This window comes from Bacillus sp. ISL-51, from assembly GCF_018613535.1.
Lineage (GTDB): Bacteria > Bacillota > Bacilli > Bacillales > Bacillaceae > Bacillus.
This window is the reverse complement of record NZ_JAGGQB010000004.1, coordinates 45,501-61,266: the sequence shown is the minus strand read 5'-3', so window position 1 is coordinate 61,266 and position 15,766 is coordinate 45,501. Positions and strand designations below refer to the sequence as shown.

11 protein-coding genes and 9 pseudogenes are annotated in these 15,766 nt (G+C 37.8%); 13 read left to right on the top strand and 7 right to left on the bottom strand.

Annotated features, from left to right (window positions below):
* Positions 1-261: 261 nt before the first annotated feature.
* From J7E26_RS03985 to J7E26_RS03975, 3 genes are all read right to left on the bottom strand, one after another.
* Entirely contained in the window at positions 262-357 is a 96-nt protein-coding gene (locus J7E26_RS03985) for a BC1881 family protein (protein ID WP_214801507.1), read from the bottom strand.
* Positions 358-860: 503 nt separating this feature from the next.
* On the bottom strand, positions 861-1,322 hold the full coding sequence (locus J7E26_RS03980; protein ID WP_214801504.1) for a CarD family transcriptional regulator: 462 nt from the start codon (positions 1,320-1,322) through the stop codon (positions 861-863).
* Positions 1,323-1,899: 577 nt separating this feature from the next.
* Positions 1,900-2,766, bottom strand: coding sequence for a DUF1259 domain-containing protein (locus tag J7E26_RS03975; protein ID WP_214801502.1), 867 nt, complete (start codon positions 2,764-2,766; stop codon positions 1,900-1,902).
* 111 nt (positions 2,767-2,877) lie between these two features.
* On the opposite strand from J7E26_RS03975, the pseudogene J7E26_RS18205 reads away from it, so the two are divergent.
* From J7E26_RS18205 to J7E26_RS03965, 3 genes and pseudogenes are all read left to right on the top strand, one after another.
* Positions 2,878-3,086: pseudogene (locus J7E26_RS18205) on the top strand (low molecular weight phosphatase family protein); the annotation flags it as partial.
* Between the two features lie 280 nt (positions 3,087-3,366).
* Positions 3,367-4,302, top strand: a complete 936-nt coding sequence (locus J7E26_RS03970; RefSeq protein WP_214813152.1) for a cation diffusion facilitator family transporter — start codon at positions 3,367-3,369, stop codon at positions 4,300-4,302.
* Between the two features lie 86 nt (positions 4,303-4,388).
* Positions 4,389-5,049, top strand: a pseudogene (locus tag J7E26_RS03965) (NAD(P)-binding domain-containing protein).
* Positions 5,050-5,165: 116 nt separating this feature from the next.
* On the opposite strand, the gene J7E26_RS03960 reads toward J7E26_RS03965, so the two are convergent.
* Entirely contained in the window at positions 5,166-5,801 is a 636-nt protein-coding gene (locus J7E26_RS03960; RefSeq protein ID WP_214801499.1) for a hypothetical protein, read from the bottom strand.
* A 561-nt stretch (positions 5,802-6,362) separates the two neighbouring features.
* Here J7E26_RS03960 and J7E26_RS18200 point away from each other — a divergent pair.
* The 8 genes and pseudogenes from J7E26_RS18200 to J7E26_RS03925 all read left to right on the top strand — a co-directional run.
* Positions 6,363-6,464: pseudogene (locus tag J7E26_RS18200) on the top strand (hypothetical protein); the annotation flags it as partial.
* Positions 6,464-6,640, top strand: a pseudogene (locus J7E26_RS03955) (MFS transporter); the annotation flags it as partial. The pseudogenes J7E26_RS18200 and J7E26_RS03955, both read left to right, overlap by 1 nt.
* Before the next feature lie 545 nt (positions 6,641-7,185).
* Entirely contained in the window at positions 7,186-8,235 is a 1,050-nt protein-coding gene (locus J7E26_RS03950; RefSeq protein WP_214801496.1) for a Cfr family 23S rRNA (adenine(2503)-C(8))-methyltransferase, read from the top strand.
* 106 nt (positions 8,236-8,341) lie between these two features.
* Positions 8,342-8,485 (top strand): annotated as a pseudogene (locus J7E26_RS03945) (50S ribosomal protein L3); the annotation flags it as partial.
* A gap of 209 nt (positions 8,486-8,694) precedes the next feature.
* Positions 8,695-9,102, top strand: a complete 408-nt coding sequence (locus J7E26_RS03940) for a hypothetical protein (protein ID WP_214801490.1) — start codon at positions 8,695-8,697, stop codon at positions 9,100-9,102.
* 419 nt (positions 9,103-9,521) lie between these two features.
* Positions 9,522-10,811, top strand: a complete 1,290-nt coding sequence (locus tag J7E26_RS03935) for a Na+/H+ antiporter NhaC family protein (RefSeq protein ID WP_214813148.1) — start codon at positions 9,522-9,524, stop codon at positions 10,809-10,811.
* A gap of 406 nt (positions 10,812-11,217) precedes the next feature.
* Positions 11,218-11,639, top strand: a pseudogene (locus J7E26_RS03930) (sensor histidine kinase); the annotation flags it as partial.
* 104 nt (positions 11,640-11,743) lie between these two features.
* Positions 11,744-12,382: a TVP38/TMEM64 family protein gene (locus J7E26_RS03925; protein ID WP_396020014.1), complete on the top strand. Its 639-nt coding sequence runs from the start codon at positions 11,744-11,746 to the stop codon at positions 12,380-12,382.
* A gap of 109 nt (positions 12,383-12,491) precedes the next feature.
* Here J7E26_RS03925 and J7E26_RS03920 read toward each other — a convergent pair whose 3' ends face one another.
* A complete protein-coding gene (locus J7E26_RS03920) occupies positions 12,492-13,682 on the bottom strand; it encodes an MFS transporter (protein WP_214813142.1) in 1,191 nt (396 codons plus the stop codon).
* 309 nt (positions 13,683-13,991) lie between these two features.
* On the opposite strand from J7E26_RS03920, the gene J7E26_RS03915 reads away from it, so the two are divergent.
* Positions 13,992-14,570 (top strand): TetR/AcrR family transcriptional regulator, encoded by a 579-nt coding sequence (locus J7E26_RS03915; protein ID WP_214813139.1) that lies wholly within the window; start codon positions 13,992-13,994, stop codon positions 14,568-14,570.
* A 226-nt stretch (positions 14,571-14,796) separates the two neighbouring features.
* Positions 14,797-14,918: pseudogene (locus tag J7E26_RS18195) on the top strand (TetR-like C-terminal domain-containing protein); the annotation flags it as partial.
* Between the two features lie 144 nt (positions 14,919-15,062).
* Here the strand turns inward: J7E26_RS18195 and J7E26_RS03910 are convergent.
* Positions 15,063-15,515, bottom strand: a pseudogene (locus J7E26_RS03910) (alpha/beta hydrolase); the annotation flags it as partial.
* Positions 15,489-15,713 (bottom strand): annotated as a pseudogene (locus J7E26_RS18190) (MMPL family transporter); the annotation flags it as partial. The pseudogenes J7E26_RS18190 and J7E26_RS03910, both read right to left, overlap by 27 nt.
* Between the last annotated feature and the right edge of the window lie 53 nt (positions 15,714-15,766).

Below are 15,766 nucleotides of genomic sequence, written 5' to 3'. Positions count from 1 at the left end.
GGAAGTAAAAAACAATTACGAAATTCAAAAAAAAATAGCCAACGTGTGTCGTGTGCCGTTCGCTAAAAGCGTCATGCTAAACGAAGTGCCGATTTCTATTAAATAGAAGTTGGCGCTATTTTTATTTTATAGAAGTAATCCACGATAATTCCGACACTCTCCTTCCTTTTAATCCATCACATCAGATGAAATTTATGTAGATCTTATTATTACCGGCAGTAAACAAAAAGGATCATCCCTTTTCGTAAAGAATCATCCTTTTCATTCAACAATTTTTAGGTATTCTTGATTAATTAAAATAACAGCTGGTCCATCTGCAAGAATTCCACCAACTTCAATTTTTTCATTTAATCTCATTATGTTAAATAAATGATAAAAATGGTTTCTAGTTCTAGAAATTTCGTCATTTTATATCGTTGACCATATATTTAGATGTTGCCAACTCGTGTAGCTCTTTTATGGAAAGAAGATAAACAATACTATTCACTGTCGCAGCGGATATAAGAAATTCTTAAGGATAGAGGTAAGATTGATTGTTTTTTCTTCTGGAAATAATCACTTAGATATACCTAAAACAATGAAAGCCCTGCCTCTCTTCCATCCTTACGGCTCCTTGTCCGTTCCAGTGTGAATCAGGATTGCAAAAATCAAGTGACTATTTTGTCGAGGTATTTAATAAAACTTCAAATGTTCGTAGAAGAAATTTAAAAAATAAAAATGGATTAGATTGTAGGAATAACAAAAGAGGTTAATGTTCTAAAAGTAAGTTGAACGTCTTTGAAATGATTTATTTTTAATCATAAAATTACCGAAAAATTCAGGATATTTTTTGGAATGCAATACATTATCTATAATCAACCTTAACAGAAACTTTTCATTTGATTTTCAGTGATTCCTTTAATTACTTCCAGTTCACTAATCAAAAATTCATATGCATTATCCAACATTTTTTTTTCGCTTGTATTAAGTGCTTTCTCTTTCTTCATACGCATTAAATCACGCACAACTTCAACGCCTTCTTGTATTTCACCCGTTTTTATTTTGTTCGTGTTTACTTTATACCTTTGTTTCCACGGCAGTAACTTATCTGATTCTCCGTGCTGAAAAATGTGTATAATGTGTTTTAATGCAAGTATATCTGTAACTGGCCGTATACTTGAACTCAAGATTTTACGCGCTGGAATCATAACCTGCATATTACTGATTGACATTTTTATGACATAATACTGTTGTTTTTCCCCTAAGAATTCTTTTTCTTCTAGGGCTTCAATTATACCTGCTCCGTGCATTGGATAAACAATGTTATCGCCAATTTGAAACATATAATCCACCTCCATATATGGTAACCTTCTTAAGATTACCATATATTCGTTTTTTTATCAAATATTTAATAATAACATGGTCGCATTTTTTGTGTCAATAACTTTTTTAAAAAATCAGATCAAGCAAAAACAACATTAAAACAATAGGGAACGTTCGTATTTCCAATAAAAGAATGGTCAATTGGTCCGTATATATCCTGAAACCTTGACTAATTAACATAGATCAGTTTTTCATTGAAAATTATTAAATCTCCTTTAGGAATTCATGACTTGGCATCAATGACATGTTTGCTGATCTATATGGGCACAAATTTAATCACCAATTTTTAACCATAATCGAAATGTTGAAAATGGAAAATAGAAAGTGTAATGAAAACAAGCTTTCATAACCAGTGATATGGTATTACAATGTTGAGGCCTAGTTGGTGAATAACCCGCGGCAAGGGTTGTATACCCCTGGTGTTTTTTTATGTCCTCTTTTAATTTTGAAGGTTACCCTTAGATAAGAAAAAGAGCAATTTTTAAAATCGCTCTTTTAACGGATATAACTGACTAAAATAGAATTTTTAAAAATGTGTTAACCCCGGACTTCTTCAGTGGTAAGCACCCTTAGTGCATTTCTAACCTTTCTTGCGAAGTCGAGTGGTTTATCGATTGACTCGAAATGCATAAACATAAGGCGTGGTTTATCAAACAGCCAGTGATTATGAACAGCAGTTACGATAATATCATATTCGCGAAGCTTACTAATAAATGGATTGATTTCTTTTTGAAGAATAACAGTTTCTCCGCTGCAAAGAGCGCGCCCATCGCTTGTCATTGATTCAAATGTAAACATTTGAGGAATAAGCAGGAATGATCTCCCAGGTCTTCCGAGGACAATTGGTTTAATATTGGTACGAGATTTCATCACTGTACAAATACCATTTTCAAATGTATGCATTGTTCCGCCAAGAATATCATTAAATTCATCACAAAGGCCGGTAGCTTCGATCATTTGATCATTGGTACTTGGTTTAGCACGGACACTTTCTGTAATTAAAACTCTCATAGCATCTCTGACTTTTCTTGCAAAGCTGAGTGGTTTATCGATTGATTCGAAATGCATATACATAAGGCGCGGTTTATCAAACAGCCAGTGATTATGGACAGCGGTTACTTTAATGCCATGTTCACGAAGCTTACTCATAAACGGGTTAATTTCTTTTTGAAGTATAACTGTTTCGCCCAGACATAAAGCCCTGCCTTCCTGATCCATGCTTTCGAACGAAAATGCTTGGGGAATAAACATAAATGCTTCAGCTTTTCTTCCTAATACTACTGGATGAATATTAGTCCGTGACCTTGTTGCCAAACAAACACCATTTACAACACTAGGTGTGGAATTAAGAATCCTTGCAAATTCTCTGCAAAGATTCGATGGATTCATGTCCATGTCTTCCATTAGTTTTTCTCCTCCTGAATTCAATTGTTCAACCTATTTTTATGATATTCTCAGGTACTGTAAATGGAGACGGCTTTAGTCTATATTTAAAAAAGATCCTGCCGAAGCCAAATGGCAAAAGGATGGGCTGTTGAGCGGGAAGTTTATAGAACTGGAATAGAAGCATCTGGATGAAACCCCAATACTGTTAAAGAGATGAAGAAAATAGGTGGGGTTTTGATGATCCTGTAAAAGCAGAAGGAAAGCAAAAAAAGAATACCTTCCGGTTAGTCCGTGATGAAATTGGAGAACGCATAAAACGATGTGATGAAACAGGTGAGGGTTGTCAAATTATTCAGTTTATTTTTAATGATCCGCACAATTGTTACGCTGCAGCATAACAAAGAGAAGTTCATTCTTACACTTATATTGGGGAAGATTAAAGGAGATATTGCGAATTTTCGTTAATAATATTTTGACATTTCAGTAAAGAACATATATTTTTTATATGAAAACATGGTCATATATAAATATTACTTGTGTCATGTTAGAATGCTTTATAACAGATAAGAAATAATAAATGCATATGTATCAAGAAACTTTAGTTAAGGAGGAGTTTTTATGGGTCACAATCATACTGAAGGATCCAATAAAAAGGTTTTATTGATCTCTTTTATCATTATTACAGGTTATATGATTATAGAAGCTATAGGCGGATTTTTAACTAATAGTTTAGCGCTTTTGTCAGATGCAGGTCATATGCTAAGTGACTCAATCTCATTAATGGTTGCTCTGATTGCTTTTAAATTGGCTGAAAAAAAGGCAAGTCACAATAAGACATTCGGCTATAAACGATTTGAAATTCTTGCAGCTGTGATAAACGGTGTTGCATTAATTCTTATTTCCCTTTATATCATTTATGAAGCAATCAAACGTTTCTCTAATCCACCGGAGGTAGCAACAACCGGCATGCTTATCATTAGTATCATCGGGTTAGTTGTGAATATATTGGTCGCATGGATTATGCTGAATGGTGGAGATACAAAGAATAATCTGAACATAAGAGGAGCTTATTTACATGTGATAAGTGATATGCTCGGATCTGTAGGTGCCATTCTAGCTGCGGTACTTATTATCTTCTTTGGGTGGGGCTGGGCAGACCCATTGGCTAGTATAATTGTGGCTCTTCTTGTTCTAAGAAGCGGTTACAATGTGACTAAAGATTCCATTCACGTATTAATGGAAGGAACTCCAGAAAATATTGATGTTACTGACATCATTCATACAATTGAAGAGACAGAGGGAATTCAAAACATTCATGATTTACACATATGGTCTATCACAAGCGGATTGAATGCTCTTTCTTGCCACGCTGTTGTTAACAATCAACTGACCATTTCAGAAAGTGAAAGTATTTTACACAAAATTGAACATGAGCTTGAGCATAAAGGCATTACGCATGTAACTATTCAAATGGAAACAGCAGCGCATAATCACGACAATACGATCCTTTGTCAGGCGAAAATTGAGAAGCCGCGTGACCACCATCATCATTAAATTTTTTCTCTTATTTTACAGTGAGGAGATTAGTTAGTGTTTTACATATTTTGTCTGCTGGTAATTAAGATAAAATTGGTGGGGTGATTAATGCGTACGACACTATAGTAATCGGAGCTGGCCAGGCAGGAATTTCAGTAGGATATTATCTAAAGCAGTCTGATCAAAAGTTTACCATTTTGGATAAAAGTAATTAGGTGGGGGAAAGCTGGAAAGAACGGTATGACTCATTAATTTTGTTTACTTCTAAAATGTATAGCTCTTTGCCTGGAATGCATCTTGAAGGAGAAAAGCATGGATTTCCTTCAAAAAATGAAATTGTTGCTTATCTAAGAAATATGCTGAAAGATTTGAAATTCCAATCCAATTACGGACAGAAGTAATAAGTGTCCTAAAATTAAAGAATCATTTCTTAATAAAAACAGATCGGGAAGACTTCATTCAAAAGAAAGGCGATCCTGTATTTGGCTATGAATTAAAACATGCAATAAAACAGAAGGAGATCATCTAAAAAAAAGAGTAATATCCGGAAAAGAAAATGAAATCATTTTTAAAGATTCATCTACTTATTTGGGCTACTGGTTTTAGTAATCCCCTTTGTCGGATAAAAATAAAAGGTGTTTTGGATAAAGAAATACATCATAGAGGTGTTTCACCTGTAGAGGGATTGTGCTTTATTGGTTCAGCGTTGCTTCAAGGTGTAGGAAATATGCTGAATACATTGTAAAACAAATTAACAGTGAATAAACTGAGCAGAGCAGTAACTCATATATTTACTGCTCTATTTTTGTGTGAATAAGTGTAGTTAGGTTACTGTGTCAATCCGCAAAAGTTTCGCTGTAACCGCTGGTATCTCCTGACTTTTAATAAGAGGCACCCTGGCTCACTGATTGTGCAACATTCTGCCGTACTTCCCGAGCTAAATGTGCGGCACGTAAGGAAGCCTCCCAAATAGCCGAACTAACTGCAGATTGACTGATTGATAAGGCCTGTTGTGTGGATGGAACCATTGGTCTTAGGAGATTTTCTGCCTCGTCTACAGATGACGCGTATTGGCGGCCGGCTGCTCTTCGCAGGTCTGCTATAGCTGCAGGAAAGTTTGACCATAGACGAAGTATTGAATTCATGCAGCCAACCATAAGAGGAAAATGAGGAGCCCGGCCTTGCCCGGAGGCTAGAAGCTCCGCTGCTCCTAAGGCGGAATATACGTGATAACTCAATGGAGTAAGGTATTTCGCGTGTACAATATGAAGTTCACGTAATCCCCAGGTATCTGGAAGGAATCTGAATTCCGAACTCATACCGCATCCCAGAGCAAGTGCTCTGCTGACAACTTGCAAATGTTTCACTACTGCAGCCATTGATTTTTGGAAGGAGGATGAGTGTATTGGAATTTGTTGAATCGTAGATAAAAGGCTTCGCATTTTATGATTTGCCTGACTTAAATCAGGCTGTTGTCTGAAATCATAAAAATAATACGGGTTAGAATAATAATACATATCTGTACACCTTTCATTAAAGACTTTTAGGAGCAGGATATGCACCTAACTCGTTTTTGATAAGGGCATTTGCCCAAATTAAGCAATCAAAATATTGTTGAGCCTAAATACTTTGTAAGTGTTTAGCCCACGCATATTCAGTTTAAGAAAAACTCCTTGTTAAAAGGGCTTTTCTATTCTTAAAATATGGGTTCACATAGAATGCGTGCTTTCACTTCACGTTTTGCCTTTCTAATTTAATCCTTACGAGTACAAGTCGAAATAGTTCAAATAACAAGAAGTTAAAAAACATCCAAACCCCGCCATATACATATCCACTCACTATGCCGCTTAATATTTACAATCGCGAAACCTATTAATAAGAGTAATCCTGTTAAAGGAGCCACAATGGGTAAATCATTTTTTTTTCGAAGAAGCAAAAATATGCAAGTTCCATAAATGATAATCATCATAGTGGCATTTAGATCTGGAAAATTGGCGGAATGAAATTTCCCTTATGAAAAGTGAAATTGTTTTATAAACGGTGTGATCATATAATTGAATGAAAAAAGGAAGCGTATCATGCCGATCAATTCTTTTGAAAACTATCCGATGAGCTGGAAGCCGACGATTGATAAAACGGAAAAGCCCATTTATAAAGCAATTGCAGGGAAATTGGAACGTCTGCACGGGCAAAAACGCAAGGGAAAATAGATGTTTTAGTTGCCCTAGCAGTAGCTTCTGGTGGTGCTCCCTCCGGCATGGCAGTGGCTAATGCAAGTTATGCAATACTATCTTTAGCAGGAGGGCTATTGTCCTTAATTCTTATTCCAGTTGTCATTTGGTCAAGGAAAGCTTGAGGTAAGTTTATGAACCTTAATGGTTACTGAACATTTGGAATAATCGTGTCAAAGTAACCAATGAGCCGCAAGAGCTTATGATCCAGCAGCCATTTTTGATGGCTGTTTTTATTAAGCCAGCGACAGGTTAATATAACTTTAACGTAAGCATTTGTTTATGTTTTAAACTTTACATGGGGGAATCTTTATGATATGGTACTTATTACTAATGTTGACAAGAAAGAGGTGAAAGCAATGATAACCGTTTTTAGAATTTTGTATGGTAAAGATGCAAAAATTGGAAATCGTTTGGCGTACAAAGGGAGCAGTCTGTCCTTTTTTAAGCCAAATAACCATACAAAAACAGTTATCGGAGCTTTTTCTCTATGGCAAATAAACTATAGTTCAATGACATAATGTCCTTGTTTATTTGTGCATAATTATTTAAGCGTAACACCGATAATTGTGTCGGTGTTTTTTTGTGCCTAATTTTTATAAAAAGGTTAGATGATAACTCCCTTCTATTTACTCAAACAAACTAGAGTTATATGGAAGGATGAGAAAACATGCAGCAAAAAAACAAGTATATAAGAATTCAAGAGTTCTTAAAGCAGAATAAATTTCCTGATTTTAGAATGAATCAAATCACAAATGCTATATTCCGAGGGAGAATAAATAATTTTAATGAAATAGCGGTTCTTCCTAAATCCCTAAGAAAAATGTTAATTAAGGAGTTTGGAGAGTCGATTTTAAATATTGCTGCTTTAAAAGCACAACATTCTGAACAAGTTACAAAAGTCTTATTTGAAATTTCAGGAGACGAAAAAATAGAAACGGTAAATATGAAATATAAAGCTGGTTGGGAGTCATTTTGTATATCCTCGCAATGCGGTTGTAATTTTGGTTGTAAATTTTGTGCAACAGGGGATATTGGTTTAAAACGCAACTTAACGTCAGATGAAATTACTGACCAAATTTTGTACTTTCATTTAAAAGGACATTCAATTGATAGTATTTCTTTTATGGGAATGGGAGAAGCATTAGCTAATGTACAAGTTTTTGATGCTTTACATGTACTTACAAATCCGGAGTTGTTTGCTTTAAGTCCTCGCAGGTTATCTATTTCTACCATAGGTATTATTCCGGGCATTAAAAAAATGACTCAAAACTATCCGCAGGTCAACCTGACGTTTTCATTACATTCTCCTTTTAATGAACAGCGAAGCAAGTTAATGCCAATTAATGAACGCTACCCGTTATTGGAGGTAATGGACACATTAGATGAGCATATACGTGTGACCTCAAGAAAAGTTTATATTGCTTATATTATGCTGCCGGGGGTTAATGATTCTGTTGACCATGCGAATGAAGTAGTAAACCTTTTAAGAGGCAGATATAAGAGAGGGAACCTGTTCCATGTAAACATCATTAGATATAACCCAACTGTTAGTTCACCTATGAGATTTGAAGAAGTAAATGAGAATCATGTTGAAAACTTCTATAAAAAATTAAAGTCAGCAGGAATTAACGTTACCATCAGAAGTCAATTTGGCATTGATATAGATGCTGCTTGCGGGCAATTGTATGGAAACTATCAAAAAAATAATAACCAATAAATAAAGGCGGGAGTAATGTTTAGAACGGGGGAAGCACCCTAAGAGCTTATTACTGACAATAAATTAAAATGATTAGGCGGGTAATATATTAGGAAGAAAAATAGGCATGGCTCAAGTGTTTAGTGATAGTGAAGATTCTATAGTTGTGACAGTTGTTGAAGTGGAAAAGAATGTTGTGTTACTGAAGAGAACGCAGGAAAGTGACGGATACGATGCAATACAAATTGGATTTACTGATAAAAAAATCCGAACAAAACAGGGATCAGTATAAAGTTAAAAGAGCAATAGCGGAGGGATTTTATCGTTAGTATTAATTCCGGCGGTGATATGGTTTCGGAGAACGAAATGATACGCTTCATTATTCGGTTTGACTTCATATTATTTCATTTGATAACATAAAATGGTTATCGAAAATGAAAAAGCAAGATACTCGTTTTTATAAAAAAAGGAGTCATAACGTTGTTGAAAAGGTTTTTTCTTGTTTTTCTTACGCTGATGATGTCTATATTTGTTTTATTCACGGCTGCTGAGGATTCTCCCGGCGAAAATGTCATTTCATTTGACGAACCTATGATTTTATTGATATCACTTGGAATCATTTTATGTTTATTCATCCCTCCATTAGTCATGTCCTTTTTTGGCAGCTTAGTTGTGAGAATCATATCCGGAGTCTATCAATGTTTTATCGTTCTCACTTTTGCGGGGCTTATTCCAATTGGATTTCTTATTCCCAATGGTTTTTTGACAATCCTTGTTTCCATTGCGGGAACTTTGGTCAGTTTAGCCAGTGTTGCGGTCACCTTATTTGTTGGCAGGACAGAGAACACAAGGAAAATAAGAAATGATACTGAAAATAAGCTTTCGTAAGCGGTCATGCGGTTTGACAACAATAACCCGCGTCCCAAAAACACCAAGTGTCATCGACCTTGGTGTTTTTTTAATTCCGGCAGCACGCCATTTCGAAGGGACTTAGAAAATCAGCAAATTTGGATATATGGTGTGTCTCTTGTTATCGGAGGAATAGCGGAGATCGCCATTTACCAAAATTGCTCCGCTTACGTTGATTGACACCTCACATCATGAATCGAGCTGGTCCATCTTGACGAACTTTATGATAAAGAAAATCGAGGGAACCATAGAGAGGGAACATAACAGCTTTTTCTATCCTATCAATCTTGATTTATCCTTTTTTCAGCTTGACTTTTTTACTGCAGACTTTTAAAGTGTGAAATGTTGCTTAGACTGTGATTAGCGACTTTAATGCTGAAAAGAGGTGGTTTACCCAGATGAACAATAATAAGAATCCTTGGGCTTTATTGCCATTAGTCTTATTCGTAGGGCTTTTTGTCGGCTCTGGTCTGGTGACCGGAGATTTTTATAAATTGCCGATCTTGATTGCAGCGATCATAGCATCAGCTTTTGCGTTATTATTTAACCGGAAGAAATCGCTCAATCAAAAAATAGAATGGTTTGCTTCCGGAGCGGGACATCCTGATATTATCATTATGGTTATGATTTTTATATTGGCAGGTGCCTTTGCTTCAGCGGCTGAGGCGATGGGAGCGGTGCACTCAACTGTCAATCTGGCTTTAAGCATTATTCCGCAGCAGTTTTTGCTGCCGGGGCTGTTCATCATTGCTTGTTTCATTTCTATATCAATGGGAACATCAATGGGAACGATTGCGGCGGTTGCTCCGATCAGCGCCGGTTTGAGCGGAGAGCTTGGCATCTCCGGAGCGATTACGATGGCAGCCGTTGTCGGCGGAGCTATGTTTGGAGATAATCTTTCTTTTATTTCCGACACGACCATTGCGGCAGTCCGGACGCAAAAAACACAGATGATGGATAAATTTAAAACGAACTTTCTGATTGTATTGCCCGCTGCTATTGTAACTGTTATTATATTGTTTTTTATTCCGGCAGGCCACGCAGGCCATGCGGGTGCTGAATCTTACAGCTGGATCAAAGTGCTTCCTTATGTCGCCGTGTTGGTCTTCGCGTTACTCGGTTTTAATGTGATGGCTGTCATTTTCGGCGGATTGGTTTTAACGGGAATCATAGGATTAGCGGGCGGCAGCCTGACGTTTGACTCTTATTTTAAGGCGATTACGGATGGAATTGCCGGAATGTCCGATCTTATCATCCTGTCCATGCTGATCGGCGGAATGGTCGGCGTTATGAAACAAAACGGCGGGATCGACTATTTACTGGAGTTCATTACGAAACGAATCCGTTCGAAAAAAGGTGCTGAAGCCGGCATTGCCGGACTGGTCAGCGTTACGAATCTGGCTGCGGCCAATAATACGATCTCCATTATCGCAGCCGGGCCGATTGCAAAAAACATCGCTGATAAATTTAACATCGACAATAGAAAATCGGCAAGTATTCTGGATATCTTTTCGTGCATGATACAAGGACTGATCCCTTACGGCGCGCAGCTGTTATCGGCCGGGAAATTCGGAAATATTTCACCCGTCAGCATCCTGCCATACTCTTTCTACCCCGTTTTAATCGGGATCTGCGGCATCGCCGCTATTATGTTTGGACTGCCGAAGTTTACAAGAAATACGAAATAAGAGATAAAAAAAGGCGCCGTTCGGTGCCTTTTTTGCATCACTGGGTGGTGAACAGAATGTAACGTGATGTTCATGCTCCGTTCATGTTTTATTTTTAAAGTAATTAGGGCGCGGTATGAATGGCGCTGACTGAAGAGATCATTACTGGTTTAGGTAACGGGTCTCTTTTTTTATGGGAAAATTGCCATTAAAGCTTTGTTTGCCTCACTATTCTTTTCCGTTCATGATGAAATTATTATTGCAATCAGCTGTCCTTAAAAGCGGGCAGAAAAAAATCACAAGATAGGAGTCTTCATATGATTCATAATCTCATTGCGGATAATGACAGACCTATCCTGCCGGGCCGGATGATTATTTGAAGACTTTCGAACCGAAAGAATTAATCTACCGCATAAAAGCATTACTGCAGTACATTCCTGTGTTTGAAAAGGGACAATTAAGTGTCCAAAATCAATTACAGAAGAAAATGTTCCTGTTTTAATGGATATAGAAAAGATGGTTCGTGTTTATGATAATCTCTTTATGAATGCGTTAAAGTACAGTACAAAACCATCTGAGTTATTCATAAGCCTCAAAATAAAAGGTGAGAAAGCGATTTTGAAAGTATCAAACAAAGCCGAAACTGTTCCTTCTGACGATATAAACCAACTGTTTGAACGGTTTTTCAGAGGGGATAAGGCTAGAACAGATAATCAAGGAACCGGACTTGGACTTGCCATCTCAAAAAGAATTGTTGAACTGCATAGCGGTCATATCCATGCAGATTACAGCGATGGCTGGCTGAGTTTTATTGTCGAACATCCAATTTATCATGGCTTGCGGGATTAAACGTTCCATAAGCCTTTTTTCTTAGAATAACTTAAGAATCCTTAAGAAATTTACCGAGTGTTTCTTAATTCTCATTGCTTATCATGTCATTGAAAGCGAGGAGAGTGGAGAAATTGAAAAATAAATTTGTCATATTAGGTTTATGGATTTTAGCCATTTATTGTTTAAAGGAATTTGACTTATTGTCACTTGATATGAATGATTTAACGGAATTTATATCTGGGCATGCAAAATATGCGATGCTGCTGTTTTTGGCACTGTGGGCGGCAAGGCTGCTCTTTTTTATTCCGGGTGTAACTCTGATGTTTTTAGGGGGAATATGTTTTGATCCAATCATTAGTATCTTATTATCAATGGGCGGCCTGTTTCTGAGTGAAACTTTGGTTTATATTTTCTCAAGAAGGTTTGCCAGTAAAAAAACAATTCAGTTTCTAGAACGTAAATATCCGGACTTAAAAACGTTACTGGAGGCTTACAATTATAAGTTTTTAGCATTGGGGATGATTTGTCCGGTAGCCCCTACAGATGTGATTTGTTTTTTATCGGCGGCAGTTGGATTAAAGTACAAGGCATACATTATAACCGTATTGATTTCAAATATCCCTTTATTGATATTATCCAGCTTTGTCGTCATCAACTTTAGTGAGTCTTTTGCAGGCATTGCACTTATTATTGTTTCATTTATATTCGTTACGATCTTAACAGTGAGAATATGGAACAGCATGAAGCGAAATTTTTCATGAAACGTGATTTTTGTTCGGAAAATTACCCTGATGATGGAGGATTTTAAAAGAAGAATACACCAAAAATAAGCTATCAGCTTGGTTCTGACGGCTTATTTTTGGCGAAAGACTATTTCTCTGTGGCGAAATAAAGCAAAGCTATGACCGGAAAAGTGATTCCAATCCATAATGTTATACTCCATCCGCCTGAGGCGTATGCCCATCCTCCAATTGATGATCCTATAGCGCCGCCCAGAAAGAAGATTGCCATAAATAATCCGTTTAATCGACTGCGAAATTCAGGTGCCAACGAAAAAATTGAACGCTGACTGAGTACGAGATTGGCAGATACACCCATATCTAACATAATAGCTGCGGCCACTAGAACTGCTATTCCGACGGGAGAGCTGCTCTGAATCACTAGCGGCAGTAATAAAGAAATGATAACAACACCAAGTGCTATTCCAGTAGCAAGCCGTGTCAAGCCGCGATCAGCCAGACGGCCGCCTGCGGGGGCAGCGGCTGCACCCGCAATGCCCGCCAGTGCGAATAGTGCTATTTCCTTCTGAGAAAAATGAAAAGCAGGACCTGACAATAATAAAGGAACAGTCGTCCAGAACAAGCTGAAAGCTCCAAATATAAACGCATGATAGATGGCGCGGCGGCGTAAGACTGGAGTCGTGCGCAGCAACTTCCACATTGAACCGAGTAAGGCAGTATAGTTTGTGTTTGCGGTCGGTTTTCTTGCAGGGAGCACTTTTGATAATACGGTTGCCAGGACAACAGTTACCGCGGCTGACATAGCAAATATTGCATTCCACCCCCAGATATCAGCGACTAGACTGGATAACGGACGGGACAGCATAATACCGAGTAGCAGGCCGCTCATGACATTGCCGACAACGCGGCCGCGGTCAGCTTCTGAGGCAAGGGATGATGCAAAAGGTACAAGCACTTGTGCTGCGATTGATCCTGCCCCGATGAAAAATGAAGCTGCTAAAAAAAGTGTTCCTTGCTTCACAAATGCTGTTGCAGTCAGAGCCGCTGCGCTTAAAAGCAGTGATACAATGACAAGTTTTTTGTTATCGATAATATCTCCTAAAGGGACAAGAAATAGTAAGCCGGCAACGTATCCAATCTGGGTTAGTGTGACAATCAATCCAGCACTGCTGCCAGAAAGTCCAATTGAAGCACTAATTAACCCTGCCAAAGGCTGTGCATAGTAAAGATTAGCGACAATGATGCCGCATGCAGTTGCGAGAAGTATGGTTAAACTGGGTGAAATCCTCTGATCTGCTGTTTGTTTGGTTACTTTATCCATATGAATGAACTCCTTTTTAAGTGGTTTTTATGATGTTAATTTACTGGATGCTTATTGTGGAGAGCATATGATGTTTGATAAATGATTTGCTGATTCATCTCCTTTACGCAGACTTTTAGTGATAAGGCTTTGGGGATTTTTGAGTTTAATAATGACTTCCCTCAATTTTATAAACTAAACGTTTAGTTTATATTTATAAAGAAATAATATACTAAACGTTCAGTTTTGTAAATGGGTTTCTGTTTTCTTTTTTTATTCAGGTTAAGTATACTGAACGTATAGTTTATATTTAGGGAAGGAATGATTCATGTGCAGAATAAACGAGGACGGCCGCGTGATGAAGGAACGCATAAGGCGATTCTTTCTGCAGCCTATGACCTATTGTTGGAAAATGGCTTTGACGCGGTGACAGTCGATAAAATTGCAGAACGTGCTCAAGTAAGTAAAGCAACGATTTATAAATGGTGGTCTAATAAGGCTGCCGTTGTCATGGACAGCTTTCTTTCGACCGCTGCGGACAGACTGCCTGTGCCAGATACAGGATCGGCAGTAAATGATATTTTAACCCACGCCACGAACTTAGCAAGGTTTTTGACAAGCCGGGAAGGAAACGTTATTACGGAATTAATAGGTGCAGGGCAGTTGGATGCAAAATTGGCAGAAGAATATCGCACACGGTTTTTCCAACCCCGCCGGCTCCAAGCTAAAGACCTTTTAGTAAAAGGGATTCAGAAAGGAGAATTGAGAGAGAATCTTGATATTGGTGTAAGCATAGATCTCATTTACGGACCGATTTTCTATCGTCTGCTTGTAACCGGTGACGAGGTGGACGATTCCTATGTGCATGATTTGGTGATGAATGCGTTTAGAGGAGTTCAAGCTACCTGAATAATAGGTGGAATCAGGTTCAAAGATCATTTGAAAGAGATTTAGACTCCTGCTGCCTATGGGCATCTTTTTCGCTGAATTAGATTTCCAATCTTCAATGATAATTAATTTTGAAACGATGGGGACTCGCTTGGATTTATCCAGATACCAAACAATCCTGATATCTTTTTGGCTTTTCAGCCAAGGACATCCTCAAAAGGAAAATCAGCTTTTTTCAATGATTAAATTAATGCAATTTGTTGCAAATGCTTACGTAGGGGTAGTGGATGGTGGTTAAAAAATGGAATGCCTTATCCACCTCGTGTCATGGCAGAAAAAGGTGGGGAATTGTTAGAGAGGATTGTATAATTACCTACTATCAAAATCCTCCATCGCATCAGTTACCTTCCATTTTCTTGCTGATAGAACAGCTTTCTTTCATAAATGATGAGTTAGAATCAGCAAATGTCCTAGAGAAAGTCCGCTACTCCTGCGGTTAAAGTCATGCCATATTTAGCGAGTTTCTTTTGAAAAATAGGAGGTTAAAACATCATAAACAATAGGCAAAGAAGTAAATCCTTCATTTTCTAAGAAATGACCCCCGTGTTGGACTTCATAAAACGCAGCGTAAATTTGTTGTGCCAGATCCTTGCTCCATGCAAATGGCACAATTTGATCGTCCGTAGAAGCAATGACAGCACGACGCTTTGCGGACTCAATCAATTTCTGATCATCAAACGAACCCTCAGTAAATTCATCCAGCATCTTTAAATTGGGCAATGATTCGGCAAAGCCGGAAACGAGTATGATTCCGCCCAGTTGTTCGCGCAATTGGGTACGTTCCAAAAACCTCAAAATGGCGGGGCACCCTAAGCTGTGCGCAACCAAATAAGTATTTTTATTTAAAGTGTGTTTATACAAAGAAAGAGTATCAAGCCAATTTTCAAGACTTGGCTGGAGCGGATTTTTCTTTCTTCGTTTTGGAACCATACGTTTCCCTGCTGCAGATAAGACAGCCGGTACTAACGTAATTGAAGCTAAAACAGCCATTAATACACTAAGCCCTGCTGTTAAACCCATCGCAGACATAAAAGGAATGTTAACTACAGTCAATCCACAAAGCGCGACGATCAAATTCATTGTAAAGGAAACTGAATGTCCTGACCGTTCTTTTACGAATGAGTAATCCTCACTAAGCGGCATGTGAGTGTCTTAAA